Origin of the sequence: Pseudomonas sp. GCEP-101, from assembly GCF_025133575.1 — a bacterium.
In the GTDB taxonomy this organism is placed as follows: Bacteria; Pseudomonadota; Gammaproteobacteria; order Pseudomonadales; family Pseudomonadaceae; genus Pseudomonas; species Pseudomonas nitroreducens_B.
Genome location: NZ_CP104011.1, coordinates 943,726 through 963,315, shown reverse-complemented (window position 1 = coordinate 963,315; position 19,590 = coordinate 943,726). Strand labels below are relative to the sequence as shown.

Genomic DNA, 19,590 nt, shown 5'->3' with positions numbered 1-19,590 from the left:
GGCTGCGCGCCCCGCTCCTCAAGCGGGAGAGGGGACTGGCCTTGAGCGGATGCAAGCACCTCTGTCACCCGGAAAGAAACTGCGGATGCAGGACAGCACCGGAATATCCGAACACGCCGAACAACCCCCTCTCCCTTCAGGGAGAGGGCTGGGGAGAGGGGCTCTCCCCGTGAACCTCACGAGAGAACACGAACATGACCACCCTGACCATCGAACCCATCAGCCCGGCCCTGGGCGCTGTTGTATCCGGCGTACGCCTGGCCGATCCGCTGGACGACGCGGCGCAGCGCCAGATCGAGCAGGCCCTGCTGGATCACCACGTGCTGTTCTTCCGCAACCAGCCGCTGACCCCGACCCAGCAGGCGAACTTCGCCGCGCGCTTCGGCGACCTGCACATCCACCCGATCTACCCCAGCTCCCCCGAGCAGCGCGAAGTCATCGTCCTCGATACCACCGTCACCGATGTGCGCGACAACGCCATCTGGCACACCGACGTGACCTTCCTGGAAACCCCGGCGCTGGGCGCCGTGCTGGCTGCCAAGCAGCTGCCGCCCTACGGCGGCGACACCCTGTGGGCCAGCGGCATCGCCGCGTTCGAGGCGCTGTCCAAACCGCTGCAGCAGTTGCTCGACGGCCTGACGGCCACCCACGACATCAGCAAATCCTTCCCCCAGGAGCGCTTCGGCGCCACCGACGCCGACCTTGCCCGCCTGGAGGAAGCCCGCCGGAAGAACCCGCCGCGCAGCCATCCGGTGATCCGCACGCACCCGGTCACCGGACGCAAGGCGCTGTTCGTCAGCGACGGCTTCACCACCCGCATCAACGAGCTGGAACCGGCGGAAAGCCGCGCCATCCTCGACCTGCTGTTCGCCCACTTCGCCCGCCCGGAATTCACCGTGCGCTGGCGCTGGAAGGAGAACGACGTGGCCTTCTGGGACAACCGCGTGACCCAGCACTACGCGGTGGACGACTACCGCCCGCAACGCCGGGTGATGCACCGCGCGACCATCCTGGGCGACAAGCCGTTCTGACAGGCTGTCACTCCGCCAATGCGGCGGATAACGCCCCAGGCGTTATTCGCCCTACGCTCTGACGGCTTTTCGTAGGAGCGAGCTTGCTCGCGAACCGCATGACGCCGAACGCATCAGGGAGTGTCCGTTCGCGAGCAAGCTCGCTCCTGCAAGGCGGCAACAGCTGGGAATTCCCCGCCATCCCCGTGACGTGCGGCAACAAAGCCGCACCGCAGACCGCATTCGTCGCCATTCTGGGTCGCGGTGGAAGGCGCACTGTCCTACGCTTTGGCAGTTTCGCTTGATAAAGAGATTGCCTACATGCAAGAAAGGATTCCCGACGAGTCCAACCTCGCCGAGCTGACGGTTCGCGGCCTGATCCTGGGCGCGCTGATCACCGTGGTGTTCACTGCCTCCAACGTCTACCTCGGCCTCAAGGTCGGCCTGACCTTCGCCTCGTCGATTCCCGCGGCGGTCATCTCCATGGCCGTGCTGCGCTACTTCTCCGGCTCCAACATCCTCGAGAACAACATGGTGCAGACCCAGGCCTCGGCGGCCGGCACCCTGTCCTCGATCATCTTCATCCTCCCTGGCCTGCTGATGATCGGCTACTGGAGCGGCTTCCCGTTCTGGCAGACCGCCGCGATCTGCTCCATCGGCGGCATCCTCGGCGTGCTCTACACCATTCCGCTGCGCCGGGTGATGGTGGTGCAAAGCAACCTGCCGTACCCCGAAGGCGTGGCGGCGGCGGAGATCCTGCGCGTCGGCAGCCAGGATGAAGAGGAGGAAAAGGCCGGCAAGCCGGCGAAAACCGGCGGCCCGGGCCTGCGCGACATCCTCGCCGGTGGCGTGGTGGCCGCCGCGTTCAGCCTGCTCAGCAGCGGTTTCAAGGTGCTCGCCGAAGGCTTCAGCTTCTGGCTCACAGCAGGGCAGGCGGCGTTCCGCCTGTCCACCGGTTTCTCCCTGGCGCTGGTTGGCGCCGGTTACCTGATGGGCATCACCGCCGGCATCGCCATCCTGGTCGGCGTGGTCATCGCCTGGGGCGTGGCCGTGCCGCTGCTGTCGGTGAACAGCGTGCTGGCCGCCGGGCAGAGCCTGCCGGAGCTGGCCAACAAACTGTGGAGCAGCCAGGTGCGCTTCCTCGGCGCCGGCACCATCGGCATTGCCGCGCTGTGGACCCTGGCCACCCTGTTCAAGCCCATGGTGCAGGGCGTCTGGGCCTCGCTCAGCGCGGTCAGCGGTCGTGGCGAAAGCAGCGACCTGCGCACCGAGCGGGACCTGTCCGCAAAGTGGATCGTCGCCATTGCCGGCGTCCTGCTGCTGGCGCTGTTCGTGGTGTTCTCGCACTTCCTGGGCGAGGCCGCGCCGGACCTGCACGGTTTCGGCTTCTGGGGCCTGGTGGCGGTCTGCGTGATCTTCGCCTTCTTCTTCGGCTTCCTGATCGCCGCCGCGTGCGGCTATATGGCCGGCCTGGTGGGCTCGTCGAGCAGCCCGATCTCCGGCATCGGCATCATCGCGGTGATCCTCGTGTCGCTGCTGATCCTCGGCGTCGGCTCGCTGGAGGCCGGCTTCCTCGACCAGCAGGGCGGCAAGCTGGCCATCGCCCTGGCGCTGTTCACCACCTCGGTGGTGATCGCCATCGCGGCGATTTCCAACGACAACCTGCAGGACCTGAAGACCGGTTACCTGGTCGGCGCGACCCCGTGGCGCCAACAGGTGGCGCTGATCGTCGGTTGCCTGGTGGGCGCCCTGGTCATACCGCCGGTGCTGGAACTGCTGTTCAACGCCTACGGCTTCACCGGCGCACTGCCGCGTGAGGGCATGGACCCGAACGCCGCGCTGGCCGCGCCGCAGGCGACGCTGATGACGGCCATTGCCAGCGGGATTTTCCACAACGCGCTGAACTGGAACATGATCCTCATCGGCGTCGCGCTGGGTATCGCGCTGATCCTGGTGGACGTGCTGCTGCGCCGCACCGGCAAGGCCAGCCTGCCGGTGCTCGCCGTCGGCCTGGGCATCTACCTGCCACCGACCATCGGCATGACCCTGGTGGTCGGCGCGGTGATCGCCTGGCTGCTGGAAACCGCCCTGGCCAAGCGCGCACAGGCCGCCGGCAAGGACGTGGAGAAATACGCCGACGAGCCCAAGCGCCGTGGCGTGCTGCTGGCTTCGGGGCTGATCGTCGGTGAAAGCCTGATGGGCATCCTGCTGGCAGCGGTGATCGGCACCACCGGCAAGGACGCACCGCTGGCGCTGGTCGGCGGCGGCTTCGAGGACACCGCGCAATGGCTCGGCCTGGTGGTGTTCGTGGCGATCTGCGTGCTGTTCTACCGCAAGGTCCTGAGCGGCACCCGCGGCTGATCCTCCGCGATACTGTGAAAAAGGCGCCTGCGGGCGCCTTTTTCATTCCGGCTTTTCGTAGGAGCGAGCTTGCTCGCGAACCGCTAGGCATCGGAGCAGCTGGTGAGGCCGTTCGCGAGCCAGCTCGCTCCTACAGGGAGGCGCCGTGCCCAGCGTAGGAGCGAACCCTGTCCGCGAAGTCCAGCAGGGCCACGCCGATTTCGCGGACAAGGTCCGCTTCTACCAGAGCATGTCGCCCTCAGCGCACCAGATGCAGGAACTGCAGGTGCCGCTCGTACTGGTCGAGCATGTCGTTGATGATCTGCTCCTTGCTGTAGCCCATCAGGTCGTAGTCCTGGCTGCCTTCGGAGAGGTGCACCTCGGCGCGGAAGTAGCGGCGGTTCTTCAGGTGCAGGCCGCCCATGCCGGCGCGGGCGAAGGATGGCGTGAAGTAGCCGCGCATCGAGACCTGGTAGAGGAACGGATGCTGCGCGCCGTGGCCGATCTCCAGGCCGATTTCCAGGTTGCTCAGGTCCAGGTCCGAATCCACCTGCAGGCCCTTTTCGCGGAACACCTCGGACACCTCGGCGATCGCCGGGCTGACCACGTCGACCATGAAGCGGTACACCTCGTCACGGGTGGGGAAGTGCACCGCCTGGGAAATGCGCCGCTTCCAGCCGCCCGGCTTGGCCGACGGCGGCGGCGCCAGGGAATGGGTGCGCGCCCGCTGGCGCTGGGATTCCAGGTAGAACGCCTTGTGCAGGCCCCACATCATCAGCAGCAGGATCAGCGAAAAGGGCAGCGAGGTCAGCACCACCGCGGACTTGAGCGCATCGATGCTGCCGGCGAACAGCAGGCCGCCGGTGACCAGTGCGGTGGCCACGCCCCAGAACACCCGCAGCCATTTCGGGCCGTCGTCGTCGGCGCTGCCGCCGTGGGCGGAGAGGGTGGACAGCACCACGGTGCCCGAGTCCGCCGAGGTGACGAAGAACACGAAGCTGACCAGCACCGTCACCGCGATCACCACGCGGCTGGCCGGGTAGTTCTGCAGCATCTGGTACAGCGCCATGGACGGTTCGCTGATGGCCACCCGGCCCAGTTCGCTGAAGCCGTGGTTGAGCACCTGGTCCAGGGCGCTGTTGCCGAAGATCGACATCCACGCCAGGGTGAAGCCCAGCGGGATGAACAGCACGCCGAAGACGAATTCGCGAATCGTCCGGCCGCGGGAGATGCGTGCGATGAACAGGCCGACGAAGGGCGCCCAGGCAATCCACCAGGCCCAGTAGAACACCGTCCAGCCGCCGAGCCATTCGCTGCCGCCGTGGCCGTAGGCGTAGAGGTCGAAGCTCTTGGTCGGCAGGCTGCCCAGGTAGTCGCCGATGTTCTGCACCAGGGTGTTGAGCAGGTGCTGGGTGGGGCCGGCGAACAGCACGAAGAGCAGCAGCGCGCAGGCCAGCAGCATGTTGATGTCCGACAGCAGGCGGATGCCCTTGTCCACGCCGGACACGGCCACCAGGATGGCGGCGCCCATCATCAGCGCAATGAGCGTCATCTGCACCGGGTGGCTGTGGGCGATGCCGAACAGGAAGTCCAGCCCGGCGTTGAGTTGCAGCACGCCAAAACCCATGTCCGCGCCCAGGCCGAACACCGTGGCGATGATGCCGAAGCAGTCCACGGTGTAGCCGATGGGGCCGTTGATGCGCTTGCCGATCAGCGGGTAGAGCGCCGAGCGCAGCGCCAGCGGCAGGTTGTGGCGGTAGGCGAAGTAGGCCAGCGCCATCGCCACCAGGGCGAACACGCCCCAGCCATGCAGGCCCCAGTGCAGGAACAGCAACTGCATGGCCTGGCGCGCCGCTTCCTGGGTGCCGGCCTCGCCTTGCGGCGGCTGGGCGAAGTGGGTCAGTGGCTCGGAGACGCAGAAGAAGAACAGGGTGATGCTGATGCCGGCGGCGAACAGCATGCCGGCCCAGGACAGGTAGCTGAATTCCGGCTCGTCGTGGTCGGCACCGAGCTTGATCTTTCCATAGCCGGAAAGCGCGGTGACCACCACGAAGATCAGGTACAGCGTCATCGCCAGCAGGTAGTACCAGCCAACGGTATCGGCGGCCCAGGACTGCGCGGCGAGCAGCCATTCACCGGCCTGTTGCGGCTGGGCGATGACGATCAGGGCGAAGAGCAGGATCAGCGCGGCCGCACCGTAGAAGACCGGCGGGTTCATGCGCATGGCGGGGGAGGGTGTTACGGACGGGGAGGATTGTGCAACGGACAAAACGGGCGGGGTCCCTCGAAATTTTCCTTGAACAAGCATTCAATGAAAACACGATTGAGCCCGAAAAGGCCAATCGGCGGGACCGATGGTCCCGCCGCCGGCCCTGTGCGAGGGCCGAGCGGAGCGGGTACTGCTTTACTTGCGACGGTTCTTTTTCGCCTCACGGATCTCACGGCGTTCCGGGTCGGCCTTCACGGGCGCGGTCAGGAAAGCGGTGGCGGCGAAGAAGTTAGCAAGAGCGGCAAAGCTGGTCACGATAGTCTCCAATGGCGCCGGGGAAATTGGGTCCCGACCGCCTGATAGCCATTTTCCCTGAAGATTGTGACGAAAAGAAGTAAATGGTCTTGATGGGAGGTATTGAGATGGTCGATGAGACTGCTTTAGAAGGAATTATCGGATAATAATCCTGTTTTTGACTGATGGCTCAGGATTCCCTCTCGCGCTCCTTGAGGTCGACGAAGCCTTTCACTGCGACCGTTCGTCGCGAAAGGTGAAACGGTTCAGCGCCGCTACTGGCCTTCGCGTGATTTACCGGCTGTCAGCGCGGTGATACAGCGCTTCGCTTAGCACAATTCCCGAAATAGAGCGGGGCAGCGCTGTAAAACCTGAACACGCGTGCAATATTTTGTGAAAAAGTTGTGAAACGAGTATGGCGATTGACTTGCCGGTTCCGTTAGTCTCCCACCCGTAGGACAAAAAACCACCAACAGGGAGCATCACGAGATGGATTTCAAACGCATCGCCCTTGCCGCTGCATTCTTCGCTTCGCTGGCTGGCTGCCAGACCATGACCACCAACCAGGCCATCGTTCCGCTGCAGGCCGCCACTGCCCAGATGATCGGTCTGGCGTCCTCGGACGAGCTGGTCGTCAGCGACGTCAAGGCTGGTCAGCCGGACGCCCTGGGCGGCCAGGAACTCTCCTACGTCGCCACCACCACCAAAGGCCGCGTGTTCAACTGCACCTCGCGCATGATGCCGGGCCTGCTGACCGATCCGGCCAAGCTGACCAACCCGTCGTGCACGCCGGTGGTCGCTCACTCCAACACCGCCACCAAGTAAGCCTGCCCCGTCGCCCGTGCGCGGCCCTTCGGGTCGCGCTGGCGACTACAGCGCGGCGTCAGCCGCGCTCGTGCTCCAGGCGCTGCAGCAGTGCCCGCAGCTGTGCTTCGACGCCGGGCTGGCGCACCAGGCGCTCCAGCGCCTCCTCGCTCACCTGGGCGACGCCTCCGGTTCCGGCCGCGCCGCCGGAAAAGTTCAGGTGCTCCGGTCGAATCTCGTCGCCCGGGCTGACCAGCAGGGCGAAGTGGATGACGTTCTCCAGCTCGCGGATGTTGCCCGGCCACGCATAGCCTTCCAGCGCGCGCTGGGTGTCGCTGGCGATCTGCGGTACCGGCAGTTCCAGGCGTTGCGCATGCACGCCGAGGAAGTATTCGGCCAGCGGCTGGATATCGCCGATGCGTTCGCGCAGCGGCGGCAGCGTGAGGTTGCCGTCGTGCAGGTACTGCTGCAGCCCTTCGAGGAATTTCCCCGCCTTCACCGCCTGGCTCAGGTCGATGCTGGTGGCGGCGACCAGGCGCACGTCCACTGGCACCGGCTCGCGTGCGCCGACGCGCAGCACTTCGCGTTCCTGCAGCACACGCAGCAGCTTCTGTTGCAGCGTCAGCGGCAGGTCGGCGATCTCGTCAAGGTACAGGGTGCCGCCGTTGGCCGAGCCGAACCAGCCGGCGCGGCTGCCGACCGGGCCGTTGTGCGCGCCCGGTGCGTAACCGAACAGCTCGGCCTCGGCGTAGTTGCGGCTGAGCGCGCTGCAGCTCACCGCGACGAACAGGCCGGGGCGCTCGCTGGCGCGATGGATGTGGCGGGCCAGCAGCTCCTTGCCGGTTCCGGTCTCGCCGTGGATCAGCACCGGTTGCGGCAACGGCGCCAGGCGCTCCACCTCGTCGCGCACTTCATGGGAGCGCGGGTCGAAGAACACCAGCGCCTTGGCGCGGATGCTCAGCGGGCTCTTGTCGGCGTCGGGGAAGGTCAGCAGCGGTTGCGGCGTGTGGGGTGCGTTCATGGTGAATCTCCTTCTGCTCTACAGCGCGTCCAGCGCCTGCAGGAAGTCGCGGACGATGTCCTCGCTGTCCTCGATGCCCACCGACACGCGGATGGTGCCGTCGTGGATGTCCAGCGCGGTGAGTGCCTCGGCGGACAGCGCGCGGTGCGAGGTCTTGCCGGGGTGGGTGATGCTGCTGGCGACGCCGGCCAGCGAGGGCGCGAAGGCGGCCAGTTGCAGCTCGCCGATCAAGGTATCGACCTGGTCCAGGCCGCCCTTCAGGGTGAAGCTCAACATGCCTGAGTGGCCCTTGCGGAACAGGCGTTTCGCCAGCTCGTGGTCCGGGTGCGAGGGCAGGCCGGGGTAGAACACGCGCGCCACCTGCGGGTGTGCTTCGAGGGCTTCGGCCAGTGCCTGGGCATTCTGCGAATGGGCTTTCATGCGCAGGGCCAGGGTCTTGGCGCCGCGGAAGTTGAGCCAGCTCTCGAAGGGGCTGGCGCTGCCGCCGGCGTTGATCTGGAAGCGCCGCGCGGCAGCGATCCACTGCGCGTCGCCCACCAGCGCGCCGCCCATGGCGTCGCTGTGGCCGTTGAGGTACTTGGTGGTGCTGTGGATCACCAGGTCGGCGCCATCGCGCAGCGGCTGGTAGAGCACCGGCGAGAGGAAGGTGTTGTCCACCAGCAGCTTGAGGCCGTGGCGGTGGGCAAGCTCGGCCAGCGCCGGGATGTTGCTCACGCGCACCAGCGGGTTCGACGCGGTCTCGGTGTAGATCAGCCGGGTGGTCGGGGTGATCGCCGCTTCCACCGCGGCCAGGTCGTTGAGGTCGAGCAGGCTGGAGGTGATGCCGAAGCGCGCCAGTTCCTTCTCGATCAGGCTCTGGGTGGTGCCGTACAGCTCGCGGCTGGCGATCAGGTGGTCGCCGGCGCCCAGCACGCCCAGCAGCGCGGCGGAAATCGCCGCCATGCCGGAGGCGGAGAACAGCGCGTCTTCGCCGCCCTCCAGCTCGCGCAGCAGTTCTTCCACGGCGCTGTGGTTGGGGTTGCCGATGCGCGTGTACATGTAGTTGTCGGGGTTGCCGGTGAGGAAGTCGTCCACCTGCTCCAGGGAGTCGTAGACGAACACCGAGCTCTGGTAGATCGGCTGGCTCTTGGCGCGGGTCACCATGCGCCGGTCGGCGTCGTGGCCGGCATGTACGGCCTGGGTGGAGGGGCCTTTGGCGTGGTCGCTCATGGCAATACCTTCGTAAAGAAAAACGCCGGTGGAACCTGCCCACCGGCGTTGAAGCGGGTGCACTCGAGGTGCGCCCAGCGTGGGAGTCGTTGCGCCCGGCGCTCAGCCGGGCGGCGGATCAGAAGGCCGGCACCACGGCGCCGTTGTACTTCTTCTCGATGAAGGCTTTGACTTCCGGGCTGGTCAGGGCGGCGGAGAGTTTCTTCAGCGCGTCGCTGTCCTTGTTGTCCGGGCGCGCCACCAGGTAGTTCACGTAGGGCGAGTTGCGGTCTTCGAGGATCAGCGCGTCCTTCAGCGGGTTGAGCTTGGCTTCCAGCGCGTAGTTGGTATTGATCAGGTCCAGGTCGACCTGGTCCAGCACGCGCGGCAGCAGGGCCGATTCCAGTTCCTTGAACTTCAGGTGCTTGGGGTTCTCGGCAATGTCTTTGGGGGTGGCCAGGGCGTTGCTCGGGTCCTTCAGCTTGATCACGCCGGCCTTCTGCAGCAGGAGCAGGGCACGGCCGCTGTTGCTGCCCTCGTTGGGCAGGGCGACGGTGGCGCCGTCAGGCAGTTCGTCGATGGACTTGTACTTCTTCGAGTAGCCGCCGAAGGGCTCGACGTGCACGCCGGTCACGGTGACCAGGTTGGTGCCCTTGCCCTTGTTGAAGTTGTCCAGGTACGGCTTGGTCTGGAAGTAGTTGGCGTCCAGGCGCTTCTCGGCAACCTGCACGTTGGGCTGCACGTAGTCGGTGAAGACCTTGATCTCCAGGTCCACGCCTTCCTTGGCCAGGGTCGGCTTGATCAGCTCGAGGATCTCGGCGTGGGGAATCGGGGTGGCGGCGACCACCAGCTTTTCAGTGGCGAAGGCCGAGGTGGTGAAGGCAGCGGCGAGGGCGGTCAGAAGCAGCAGCTTTTTCATTGCGATGTCCTTGTGGGGCAGGTGACCGCTGGCGTCCGGGCCGGCCGGGATGGGGCCTTCGTACGGGCGGTGGATTCTGTTTCCGCGGCTCACTCGGCAGCGGTTGCAACGAAAGTTAGCGGGATTTGTTATTCCAATAAAATATTAATTTTTCATTTTCATATTCGATTTTGTTCATAGGGAGGGTGGTGGCCCTGCCTGAGACAACCTGTCGCGCGACACCCCGTCGCGCGGCAACCCACCACGGCGGTTTGCGCGGGGTGCAGGCGTAATATCTCTTTGCTTCATTGAGCGGCGTCAATGCGCAACGCAGGCCATTCTGTCTGTAGCGAAATGAAGTCGAACCGGCAGCAGACCGGCAGGCTCGAAAACACGTCACGCAAGAACGCCCTGCGCATGCGCAAGGCAAGGTGCCCGGCCAACCCTGTGGCGGGCGTCAGCCTGAAGAGGAATTGTCATGTTCGGATTAGAGGCGCTCGACCTGGCCCGTATCCAGTTCGCCTTTACCGTGTCCTTCCACATCATCTTCCCCGCCATCACCATCGGTCTCGCCAGCTACCTGGCGGTGCTCGAAGGCCTGTGGCTGAAGACGCACGAGGAGGTCTACCGCGACCTCTATCACTTCTGGTCGAAGATCTTCGCCGTCAACTTCGGCATGGGCGTGGTCTCCGGCCTCGTCATGGCCTACCAGTTCGGCACCAACTGGAGCGCCTTCTCGGCGTTTGCCGGGAGCGTCACCGGCCCATTGCTGACCTACGAAGTGCTCACGGCGTTCTTCCTCGAGGCCGGCTTCCTCGGCGTCATGCTGTTCGGCTGGCACCGCGTCGGCCCGGGCCTGCACTTCTTCGCCACGGTGATGGTGGCCATCGGCACGCTGATCTCCACCTTCTGGATCCTCGCCTCCAACAGCTGGATGCAGACCCCGCAGGGCCACGAGATCGTCAACGGCATCGTGGTGCCGGTGGACTGGCTGGCGATCATCTTCAACCCGTCCTTCCCCTATCGCCTGCTGCACATGGCGATCGCCTCGTTCGTCGCCACCGCCTTCTTCGTCGGCGCCTCGGCGGCCTGGCACCTGCTGCGCGGCCGCGACAACCCGGCGATCCGCAAGATGCTCTCCATGGCGATGTGGATGGCGCTGATCGTGGCGCCGATCCAGGCGATGGTGGGCGACGCCCACGGCCTGAACACCCTCAAGCACCAGCCGGCGAAGATCGCCGCCATCGAAGGCCATTGGGACAACAGCGAAGGCGGCCCGACGCCGCTGATCCTGGTCGGCTGGCCGGACATGGAGCGCGAGGAAACCCGCTTCAAGATCGAGATTCCCGTGCTCGGCAGCCTGATCCTGAACCACAGCCTGACCGAGCCGATCCCGGCGCTGAAGGACTTCCCGAAGGCCGACCGGCCCAACTCCACCATCATCTTCTGGTCGTTCCGCATCATGGTCGGCCTGGGGCTGCTGATGATCCTGGTGGGCCTGTGGAGCGTCTGGCTGCGCTGGCGCAAGCGGCTGTTCGAGAACCGCGCCTTCCTGCACCTGGTGCTGTGGATGGGGCCGTCCGGGCTGATCGCGATCCTGGCCGGCTGGTTCACCACCGAGATCGGCCGCCAGCCCTGGGTGGTCTACGGGCTGATGCGCACCGCGGATGCGGTGTCCAATCACAGCGTCACGCAGATGAGCCTGACCCTGGTGATGTTCGTGCTGGTCTATTTCACCCTGTTCGGCGTGGGAATCGGCTACATGATGCGCCTGGTCCGCAAGGGCCCGGTCACCCATGAAGGCCGCGAAACCAGCCACGGCGGCGCCGGGCAGAAACGCACACCGGCACGGCCGCTGTCGGCGGCCGACGAGGGCCTGGAAGACGGCGACAGCGACAGCCTGGAAGGGAGGAACTGAGTCATGGGCATCGATCTTCCGCTGATCTGGGCGATCATCATCATCTTCGGGATCATGATGTACGTGGTCATGGACGGGTTCGATCTGGGCATCGGCATGCTCTACCCGTTCTTCAAGGACGAAGGTGACCGCGACGTGATGATGAACACCGTGGCGCCGGTCTGGGACGGCAACGAGACCTGGCTGGTGCTGGGCGGGGCGGCGCTGTTCGGCGCCTTCCCGGTGGCCTATTCGGCCGTGCTCTCGGCGCTTTACCTGCCGCTGATCCTGATGCTGGTGGGGCTGATCTTCCGCGGCGTGGCCTTCGAGTTCCGCTTCAAGGCGCGGGCCAACAAGCGGCACCTGTGGGACAAGTCGTTCATCGCCGGCTCCTTGGTGGCGACCTTCTTCCAGGGCGTGGCCCTGGGCGCCTTCATCGAGGGCATCCCGGTGGAGAATCGCGCCTTCGCCGGCGGCGCGCTGGACTGGCTGGCGCCGTTCCCGCTGTTCTGCGGCCTCGGTCTGGTGGTTGCCTATACGCTGCTGGGCTGCACCTGGCTGATCATGAAGACCGAAGGCCAGCTGCAGGAGCGCATGCACGACCTGGCGCGCCCGCTGGCGCTGGTGCTGCTGGCGGTGATCGGCATCGTCAGCCTGTGGACCCCGCTGGCCCACGGCGAAATCGCCCAGCGCTGGTTCAGCCTGCCGAACCTGTTCTGGTTCCTGCCGGTGCCGCTGCTGGTGCTGCTGACCTTCTACAGCCTGCTGCGCTCGGTGGCGCGCAATGACCACGTCAAGCCGTTCGTGCTGACCCTGGTGCTGATCTTCCTGGGCTACAGCGGCCTGGGCATCAGCCTGTGGCCGAACATCGTGCCGCCGTCGCTGTCGATCTGGGCCGCCGCCGCGCCGCCGCAGAGCCAGGGCTTCATGCTGGTGGGCGCGCTGTTCATCATCCCCTTCATCCTGGGCTACACCGCGTGGAGCTACTACGTGTTCCGCGGCAAGGTGAAGCACGGCGATGGCTACCACTAGAGGTGCGCGCGATGTCCCCTGAACACGAGCAGAAGGCGCCGCTGCGCAAGCGACTGGGCTGGCTGGTGCTGATCTGGGTGTTGAGCGTTTCCGCCCTGGGCGTGGCGGCGTGGCTGATGCGCCTGTTCATGAGCGCGGCGGGGCTGGGTACGCCGCACTAGTCCGCGTCATCGATCCCATCCGGGCGCCGTCCCCCGGCGTCCGTTCCCACATCCCTCGCCGGTGCTTCCGGCGGGGGATTTTTTTGTCCGGATTCGGGATTGTTTTTTGTAGGAGCGAGCTTGCTCGCGAACAGGAATTGCCGGCTAACGCCGTCTTGCAGCCCTGCACCGAACGGTCCCCTCTCCCTTCAGGGGGAGGGCTAGGGAGGGGGCAGTCGCCCTAACATCGGGACATCGCTGTATTTCCCTCTCCCCAACCCTCTCCCTGAAGGGAGAGGGGCGTCCGTGCCGGCTGATGCCGTCGTTCCATCCTGCGCCGATCGGTCCCCTCTCCCCTGGGAGAGGGCTAGGGTGAGGGCAATGCCTCGCGCCAATGTTCGCGAGCAAGCTCGCTCCTACATAGGTGGCGCGCCGGGGCGATCAGTGCTGTATTTCCCTCTCCCCAACCCTCTCCCTGAAGGGAGAGGGGGGCGTCCGTGCCGGCTGATGCTGTCGTTCCATCCTGCGCCGATCGGTCCCCTCTCCCTTTGGGAGAGGGCTAGGGTGAGGGCAATGCCTCGCGCCAATGTTCGCGAGCGAGCTCGCTCCTACAGGGGCGGCGCTCGGGAGCGATCAGTGCAACGTGTCGCGCTTGGCCAGGCTCGGGAACAACTTCATCCACACGCCGGTGACCACCAGCGTGCCCACCCCGCCGAGCACCACCGCCGGGACGGTGCCGAGCCAGTGTGCGGTGAGGCCGGATTCGAACTCGCCCAGCTGGTTCGAAGCACCGATGAACAGCCCGTTCACCGCGCTGACCCGGCCGCGCATTTCGTCCGGGGTTTCCAGCTGCACAAAGGCGCCGCGGATGACCATGCTGATCATGTCCGCCGCGCCCAGCACCACCAGCACTGCCAACGAGAACCAGAACGAGGTCGACAGGCCGAAGGCGATGGTGGTGACGCCGAAGATGCCCACGGCGAGGAACATGATGCGCCCGACGTTGCGCTCGATGGGGAAGCGCGCCAGCCAGAACGACATCAGCAGCGCGCCGACCGCAGGGGCTGAACGCAACAGGCCCAGGCCCCAGGGGCCGGTGAGCAGGATGTCCTTGGCGAACACCGGCAGCAGCGCGGTGGCGCCGCCCAGCAGCACGGCGAACAGGTCCAGGGAAATGGCGCCGAAGATATCCGGGCGGCTGCGGATGAAGCGGATGCCGGCCAGCAGCGATTCCAGCGTGGCCTTGCCCTGGCTGGCCGGGACCTGGCGCGAGGGCAGGGTGAGCACCAGCGCGCAGGCGATGAAGTACAGCACGGCGGTGGGCGTGTAGACCCAGAACGCGCCGAAGGCATACAGGAAACCGCCAAAGGCCGGTGCCGCAATGGTCGCGGCCTGCATCGCCGAGGCGGACGCCGCCACCGCGCGGGGGAACAGCGCGGTGGGCACGATGTTGGGCAGCAGCGCCTGGGTGGTGGGCATCTCGAAGGCGCGCGCGGTACCGAGCAGGAAGGCCATCGCGAAGATCATCTCGCGGGTCACGTTGTCGGTGCTGGCGCCCACCACCAGCGCCACGGCGATCAGGCCCTGGCCGATCTGGCAGAGCGAGGCGATGCGGCGCCGGTCATAGCGGTCGGCGACGTGGCCGGTGTGCAGCATGAACAGCACGCGCGGGGTGAATTCCACCAGCCCCACCAGGCCCAGGTCGAGGACGTTGTGGGTCAGCTCGTAGATGTGCCAGCCGATGGCCACGGTGATCATCTGGAAGGCGCTGGCGGTGCAGACGCGGGCCAGCCAGAAGGCGAGGAAAGGGCGGTGACGCAGCAGGGAAGTGGCTTCGGCGGTCATGGTGGCGGCTTTGGCAGAGGATTCGTTAGCGGGCTAAGCAAGGCTGCGCAGCGTAGCACGGCGTAACACTTTTCCGCTTGTGGTGGCTGCGTTGCGCTATTGGCGATTAGTCGAAAGCCCTCGACTAAAATTTTCGTCACCGCGACAAGCTGCCCGATTGACTTTGCTTCGCACTATTGAGGTGCGTTAAAGTTGACAGAAGAGTCAGGTTTTTCTGCAGGATCTTTCCTTCGGCGCCATCCCCGAGACGCCCGCGATTCCGCGTCCTCCGAACTCTCTCCCGCACAGAAAAAACGACATGGGCGGACCTTCACCGCTCAGAGGATGAACCATGTCCAACCGTGATATTTCCCGGCGCGCCTTCCTGCAAGGCGGGCTGATCGCTGGTGTCAGCGTGACCATGGCGCCGCTCGGCAGCCGGGCCTTCGCTGCCCTGATGGAAAACTCCGTCACCGTCTCCCCCCAGCAGTGGATGGGCCACGACGGCAAGGCGCGCTTCCGTAACGACGCGCTGTCCAAGGTCTGCGGCAACAAGGTGTTCGCCCGTGACATCCGCGCCAAGGACATGCCCGGCTGGCCGCAGCAGCAGGGCCACGCCATGCTGCTCAAGACCATCAAGGCAGACCGCATCTTCGACGGCATCGACCTCGCCTGGCTGGGCGCGGACCTGCAGCCCGACCGCATCGTCACCGCCGAGGACCTGGACAAGGACGGCATCGTCTTCCCCGAAGCCCACGCGCCGGACCCGCTGCTGCCGCGCGGCAAGGTGCCGATGTTCATCGGCCACCCGGTGGCGATCCTGATCTGGAACGACTTCGAACGCTTCCGCCAGGCCAAGCTGAAGATGAAGTTCAACGACAAGGCGATCCGCTACGGGGCGCAGGCGCCGCTTTACCAGGGCGACCCCTACGGCAGCTTCCGCTACGTGCGCGTCGGCGGCGCGACGTCGGCCGACCCGGACGAGTTCTCCAGCCTCAAGGACTCGATCCTCTTCCCGATGATCCGCGAGCGCAAACCGGTGTGGAACCAGCAGCCCAACCAGCACGGCGACCTCACCGAGCAGGGCCTGTTCTACGCGCAGAAGATCAAGGAGCAGATCGACAACCCGCCGGAGAACTGGCTGGTCTTCGACGAGCGCTACAAGACCCCGTCCATCGAGCCGGCGGCGCTGGAACCGGACAACGGCAACGGCTGGTACGACCCGGCGAGCAAGACCCTGCACTTCGTGGTTGCCACCCAGTGCCCGTTCGAGGCCGCCTACGAGACCGCGCACATGATCGCGCCGTCGCGCTTCGGCCTGGCCAAGCTGAACATGCACCCCGGCTACACCGTGGGCTACGGCTCCAAGGACCACAACATCTTCGTCTACTACGCGGCCCTGGCGGCGCTGTATGGCAACGGTGTGCCGGTGCGCCTGGCCAACGACCGCTACGAGCAGTTCCAGAGCGGCATCAAGCGCCACCCCTTCGACATCCGCTACCAGCTGGCGGTGGACAAGAAGGACCTGACCTTCAAGATCTTCCGCACCGAGATGAGCGTGGACGGCGGCGGTCGCATCAACTACAGCCCGTCCGTGGCCGCCGTGGGCGCCACCGCCGCGCAGTCGATCTACTACATGCCGCAGAATGACCTGCAGGTGACCGCCTACCATTCCCGCGCCGTCGAGGCCGGTTCCATGCGCGGCTACGGCACCCTGCAGAGCATGGCCGCCACCGAGATGATGGTGGACGAGATCGCCGGCCGCCTGGGCGTCGACGCCATCGAGCTGCGCCGCGTCAACGCGCTCAAATCCGGCATGAAGAACACCCAGGGCGCGATCCCCGCCGGCGCCCTGCGCCTGCACGAGATCCTCGACAAGGCCGCCGCCCACGACTGGTGGAAGACCCGCGACGCGCGCAAGAAAGAGATGGACGCCAAGGACCCGGACCACTGGTACGGCGTCGGCTTCGCCATCTGCCAGAAGGACTTCGGCACCGGCTCCGAGGCGCCCATGGCGAGCATCGAGTTCGATGCCCAGGGCAAGGTGCACATGCGCCACATCGGCATCGAGATCGGCACCGGCATGTCCACCTCCCAGGCGCTGGTGGTGGCCGACTTCCTCGGCAAACCGGCGGACGAGATGAAGACCGCCGAGACCGAGTGGCCGGAGCTTCAGCTGCTCAGCGGCGAAGACCCCTACACCATGAGCCAGCCCACCCAGGACGAGAAGCTGCGCAACCCGCGCTGGGTCGGCAAGTACGCCTCGGCGTCGTCGGCGACCAACTCGGCCTACTACTTCAGCCACGCCACCCGTGAAGCGGCGCGCGTGCTGTTCAACCACGGCCTGTGGCCGGCGGCTCTGGAAATCTGGCGTCGCGGCCCGTTCAACGGCGCCGCCAACCCGCTGGTGGTGCGTCGGGAAGACGCCCACTGGGTCGACGGCAAGCTCACCGCCAACGGCCTTCAGCCGCTGTCGTTCGCCGAGCTGGCGCAGGTCGCCCACGAGAAGGGCCTGGTCACCGGCGCCACCGTCCACGGCTTCAACCGCTGGAGCTGGGCCGAGTGCGATTTCGTCATTGACGGCGTGCGTGACCGCCTGCCGCTCGACGCCCTGGCCGTGAAGTACGGCGACGGCGCACCGGGCGTGAAGAAGGCGCAGATGAACAGCGCCGGCTTCCACCTGCTGGACCGCCAGAACGTGGCCTACCCGCCGGTGCAACTGAACAACGCCGCGGTGACCTACTACAGCCCGGTGGCGACCATCGTCGAGCTGAAGGTGAACAAGGGCAGCGGCGAAGTCAGCGTGCTCAACCACCACAGCTGGATCGAATGCGGCCGCGTGCTGGTGCCGGAACTGGTGAAAGGCCAGATCGAGGGCGGCACCGCCATGGGCATCGGCCATGCGCTGCTCGAAGACATGCCGCTGTACGAGGGCGGCCCGGGCGAGGGCGACTGGAACTTCAACCGCTACCGCCTCCCGAAGGCGAAGGACGTGGCCGTCTGGCAGCAGAGCTCGGAAATCCTCCCGCCGCTCTCGCCCAGCGACCCGTCCAAGGGCATCGCCGAGGTGGTGATGATCCCGGTGGTCGGCGCCATCGGCAACGCCGTGGCCCACGCCATCGGCAAGCGCGTCCGCGACCTGCCCATCACCCCCGCTCGCATCAAGGAGGCCCTCCATGGCTAACCGTCCGCTCAACCTGACCTTGAATGGTCAAACCGTCGGTCCGGTCGAGGTTCCCGAGGACCTGCCGATGATCGACTACCTGCACGAATACCAGAACCTCACCGGCTCGCGCCTGGGCTGCGGCCAGGGCATCTGCCACGCCTGCGTGGTGATCGTCGACAACCCCGACGGCACCAGCGAGGAAGTGCGCACCTGCATCACCGGCGCGCACTACTTCGAGGGCAAGAAGGTGCGCACCATCGAGGGCCACGCCAAGCGCGAGGAAGACGGCTCGGTGAAGGAACTGAACCCGATCCAGCAGAAGTTCGTCGACCGCTTCGCCTTCCAGTGCAGCTACTGCGCACCGGGCTTCGTCAACGCCGCCACCGTGCTGGTGGAGAAGGCCCAGCGCCAGCCGCTGAAGAAGAGCGAACTGGAGGCCACCATCGAGGCCAGCCTTGGCCACCACATCTGTCGCTGCACCGGGTACGTGCGTTACTACGACGCCACCCGCGAAGTGCTGACCGATCTCGGCCTGGTCAAGGAGGGCTAAGCATGCAGCGCATTCTTTCCGGCCTCGCGCTGGCTGTCGGCCTCGGCCTGGCGGTGAGCGCCCAGGCGGCCGACCAGGGCCTGATTCAGCGCGGCGAGTACGTCTCCCGCGCCGCCGACTGCATGGCCTGCCACACCGCCGAGGGCGGCGCGCCGTTCGCCGGCGGCCTGCCAATCCACTCGCCGTTCGGCACCATCTACGGCAGCAACATCACCCCGGACAGGGACTTCGGCATCGGCAACTACAGCGCCGACGACTTCTTCGCTGCCCTCACCGAAGGCAAGCGCAAGGACGGCGCCAATCTGTACCCGGCGATGCCCTACACCTCCTACCACCTCATCAAGCGCGAGGACAGCGATGCCCTCTACGCCTACCTGATGAGCCAGACGCCGGTGCACCGCGCCGCGCCCGAAACCCGCCTGAGCTTCCCGTTCAACGTGCGCCTGGGCCTGTCGGGCTGGAACATGCTCTACGGCAAGAGCGTGCAGCTGGAGAGTGCCGAGGGCAAAAGCGCCGCGTACCAGCGCGGGCAATACCTGGTCGAAGTGCTCGGCCACTGCGGCGAGTGCCACACCCCGCGCAACCAGATCGGCGCCCTGCAGCAGGACAAGCGCCTCACCGGCGGCCTGCTCAACGGCTACAGCGCCCCGAGCCTGCTGGCCCAGGACCTGGCCGAGCGCGGCTGGACCCGCAGCGACCTCACCGGCTTCCTCAAGCACGGCATGAGTCCGCAGGGCAGCATGTTCAACGAGATGTTCCCGGTGATGCACCTGAGCACCCAGCACCTGGGCGACGAGGACCTGGCCGCCATGTCCACCTACCTGCTCGGCGAGCAACCGCCGCCGGCCAAGGTGGTCGAGGTGGTGCCCGCGGACCGGCTCAGCGACAGCGCCAAGCGCGGCCGCCAGCAGTACCTCAACGTCTGCGCCGGCTGTCACGGCAACGACGGCGAGGGCAAGCCGCACATCGCCGTGGCCATGCAGGGCAACACCACCCTGCGCCTGGCCGATTCGCGCAACCTGGCCAAGGTCATCGTCGAAGGCATCCGCGAGCAGCAGTTCACCGGTTTCGAGCGCATGCAGCCGATGCCGGGCTTCGCCGACAAGCTCAATGACCAGCAGCTCGCCGACCTGATCAACTACCTGCGCCAGGCCTGGGGTGGCTTGCCGGGCGATATGGGCGTACAACAGGTCGCTCAACTCAAAGCGGAGTGAGTC

General features: G+C 66.1%; 14 protein-coding genes. 9 read left to right on the top strand and 5 right to left on the bottom strand.

Annotated elements, in window-relative coordinates; genetic code table 11:
- Positions 1 to 194 precede the first annotated feature (194 nt).
- Positions 195 to 1,031, top strand: coding sequence for a taurine dioxygenase (gene tauD / locus N0B71_RS04440; protein ID WP_259757493.1), 837 nt, complete (start codon positions 195 to 197; stop codon positions 1,029 to 1,031).
- 300 nt (positions 1,032 to 1,331) lie between these two features.
- The gene (locus N0B71_RS04435; protein WP_259757492.1) at positions 1,332 to 3,371 is read left to right on the top strand and encodes an OPT family oligopeptide transporter; all 2,040 of its coding nucleotides are present in this window, start codon (positions 1,332 to 1,334) and stop codon (positions 3,369 to 3,371) included.
- A 238-nt stretch (positions 3,372 to 3,609) separates the two neighbouring features.
- Here the strand turns inward: N0B71_RS04435 and betT are convergent, their stop codons facing one another.
- A complete protein-coding gene (gene betT / locus N0B71_RS04430; RefSeq protein WP_259757491.1) occupies positions 3,610 to 5,568 on the bottom strand; it encodes a choline BCCT transporter BetT in 1,959 nt (652 codons plus the stop codon).
- Between the two features lie 774 nt (positions 5,569 to 6,342).
- On the opposite strand from betT, the gene N0B71_RS04425 reads away from it, so the two are divergent.
- Positions 6,343 to 6,678, top strand: coding sequence for a hypothetical protein (locus N0B71_RS04425; RefSeq protein ID WP_259757490.1), 336 nt, complete (start codon positions 6,343 to 6,345; stop codon positions 6,676 to 6,678).
- Positions 6,679 to 6,736: 58 nt separating this feature from the next.
- On the opposite strand, the gene N0B71_RS04420 is transcribed toward N0B71_RS04425, so the two are convergent.
- The 3 genes from N0B71_RS04420 to N0B71_RS04410 form a co-directional block, all read right to left on the bottom strand.
- The gene (locus tag N0B71_RS04420; protein ID WP_259757489.1) at positions 6,737 to 7,678 is read right to left on the bottom strand and encodes a sigma 54-interacting transcriptional regulator; all 942 of its coding nucleotides are present in this window, start codon (positions 7,676 to 7,678) and stop codon (positions 6,737 to 6,739) included.
- Between the two features lie 18 nt (positions 7,679 to 7,696).
- Positions 7,697 to 8,887, bottom strand: coding sequence for a trans-sulfuration enzyme family protein (locus tag N0B71_RS04415; protein WP_259757488.1), 1,191 nt, complete (start codon positions 8,885 to 8,887; stop codon positions 7,697 to 7,699).
- Positions 8,888 to 9,005: 118 nt separating this feature from the next.
- On the bottom strand, positions 9,006 to 9,785 hold the full coding sequence (locus tag N0B71_RS04410) for a MetQ/NlpA family ABC transporter substrate-binding protein (protein ID WP_259757487.1): 780 nt from the start codon (positions 9,783 to 9,785) through the stop codon (positions 9,006 to 9,008).
- Between the two features lie 457 nt (positions 9,786 to 10,242).
- On the opposite strand from N0B71_RS04410, the gene N0B71_RS04405 reads away from it, so the two are divergent.
- From N0B71_RS04405 to N0B71_RS04395, 3 genes are read left to right on the top strand one after another with little or no spacing between them, the layout of a single operon-like run.
- Entirely contained in the window at positions 10,243 to 11,682 is a 1,440-nt protein-coding gene (locus N0B71_RS04405; RefSeq protein WP_259757485.1) for a cytochrome ubiquinol oxidase subunit I, read from the top strand.
- Positions 11,683 to 11,685: 3 nt separating this feature from the next.
- The gene (gene cydB, locus N0B71_RS04400) at positions 11,686 to 12,693 is read left to right on the top strand and encodes a cytochrome d ubiquinol oxidase subunit II (protein ID WP_259757484.1); all 1,008 of its coding nucleotides are present in this window, start codon (positions 11,686 to 11,688) and stop codon (positions 12,691 to 12,693) included.
- Between the two features lie 11 nt (positions 12,694 to 12,704).
- The gene (locus N0B71_RS04395) at positions 12,705 to 12,854 is read left to right on the top strand and encodes a DUF2474 domain-containing protein (protein ID WP_259757482.1); all 150 of its coding nucleotides are present in this window, start codon (positions 12,705 to 12,707) and stop codon (positions 12,852 to 12,854) included.
- 612 nt (positions 12,855 to 13,466) lie between these two features.
- Here N0B71_RS04395 and N0B71_RS04390 read toward each other — a convergent pair.
- Positions 13,467 to 14,678 carry an MFS transporter gene (locus N0B71_RS04390; protein ID WP_259757481.1) on the bottom strand — a complete coding sequence of 404 codons (1,212 nt, stop codon included), beginning with the start codon at positions 14,676 to 14,678 and terminating at the stop codon, positions 13,467 to 13,469.
- A 331-nt stretch (positions 14,679 to 15,009) separates the two neighbouring features.
- Here N0B71_RS04390 and N0B71_RS04385 point away from each other — a divergent pair, with 331 nt between their 5' ends.
- Genes N0B71_RS04385 through N0B71_RS04375 form a run of 3 tightly spaced genes read left to right on the top strand, consistent with a single transcriptional unit; the run spans position 15,010 to position 19,587 of the window.
- Complete coding sequence (locus N0B71_RS04385) at positions 15,010 to 17,841, top strand: xanthine dehydrogenase family protein molybdopterin-binding subunit (protein ID WP_259757480.1); 2,832 nt, start codon at positions 15,010 to 15,012, stop codon at positions 17,839 to 17,841.
- Positions 17,834 to 18,373: a (2Fe-2S)-binding protein gene (locus N0B71_RS04380; protein WP_259757479.1), complete on the top strand. Its 540-nt coding sequence runs from the start codon at positions 17,834 to 17,836 to the stop codon at positions 18,371 to 18,373. The genes N0B71_RS04385 and N0B71_RS04380 overlap by 8 nt, the downstream gene beginning before the upstream one ends.
- Before the next feature lie 2 nt (positions 18,374 to 18,375).
- Positions 18,376 to 19,587 (top strand): cytochrome c, encoded by a 1,212-nt coding sequence (locus tag N0B71_RS04375; protein WP_259757478.1) that lies wholly within the window; start codon positions 18,376 to 18,378, stop codon positions 19,585 to 19,587.
- Positions 19,588 to 19,590 lie beyond the last annotated feature (3 nt).

Coding starts and splice junctions, on each gene's coding strand:
- N0B71_RS04420 (WP_259757489.1), bottom strand. CDS start 7,678: ATGAACGCACCCCACACGCCGCAACCGCTGCTGACCTTCCCCGACGCC.
- N0B71_RS04415 (WP_259757488.1), bottom strand. CDS start 8,887: ATGAGCGACCACGCCAAAGGCCCCTCCACCCAGGCCGTACATGCCGGC.
- N0B71_RS04435 (WP_259757492.1), top strand. CDS start 1,332: ATGCAAGAAAGGATTCCCGACGAGTCCAACCTCGCCGAGCTGACGGTT.
- cydB (WP_259757484.1), top strand. CDS start 11,686: ATGGGCATCGATCTTCCGCTGATCTGGGCGATCATCATCATCTTCGGG.
- betT (WP_259757491.1), bottom strand. CDS start 5,568: ATGAACCCGCCGGTCTTCTACGGTGCGGCCGCGCTGATCCTGCTCTTC.
- N0B71_RS04390 (WP_259757481.1), bottom strand. CDS start 14,678: ATGACCGCCGAAGCCACTTCCCTGCTGCGTCACCGCCCTTTCCTCGCC.
- N0B71_RS04425 (WP_259757490.1), top strand. CDS start 6,343: ATGGATTTCAAACGCATCGCCCTTGCCGCTGCATTCTTCGCTTCGCTG.
- N0B71_RS04405 (WP_259757485.1), top strand. CDS start 10,243: ATGTTCGGATTAGAGGCGCTCGACCTGGCCCGTATCCAGTTCGCCTTT.
- N0B71_RS04375 (WP_259757478.1), top strand. CDS start 18,376: ATGCAGCGCATTCTTTCCGGCCTCGCGCTGGCTGTCGGCCTCGGCCTG.
- tauD (WP_259757493.1), top strand. CDS start 195: ATGACCACCCTGACCATCGAACCCATCAGCCCGGCCCTGGGCGCTGTT.
- N0B71_RS04395 (WP_259757482.1), top strand. CDS start 12,705: ATGTCCCCTGAACACGAGCAGAAGGCGCCGCTGCGCAAGCGACTGGGC.
- N0B71_RS04385 (WP_259757480.1), top strand. CDS start 15,010: ATGTCCAACCGTGATATTTCCCGGCGCGCCTTCCTGCAAGGCGGGCTG.
- N0B71_RS04410 (WP_259757487.1), bottom strand. CDS start 9,785: ATGAAAAAGCTGCTGCTTCTGACCGCCCTCGCCGCTGCCTTCACCACC.
- N0B71_RS04380 (WP_259757479.1), top strand. CDS start 17,834: ATGGCTAACCGTCCGCTCAACCTGACCTTGAATGGTCAAACCGTCGGT.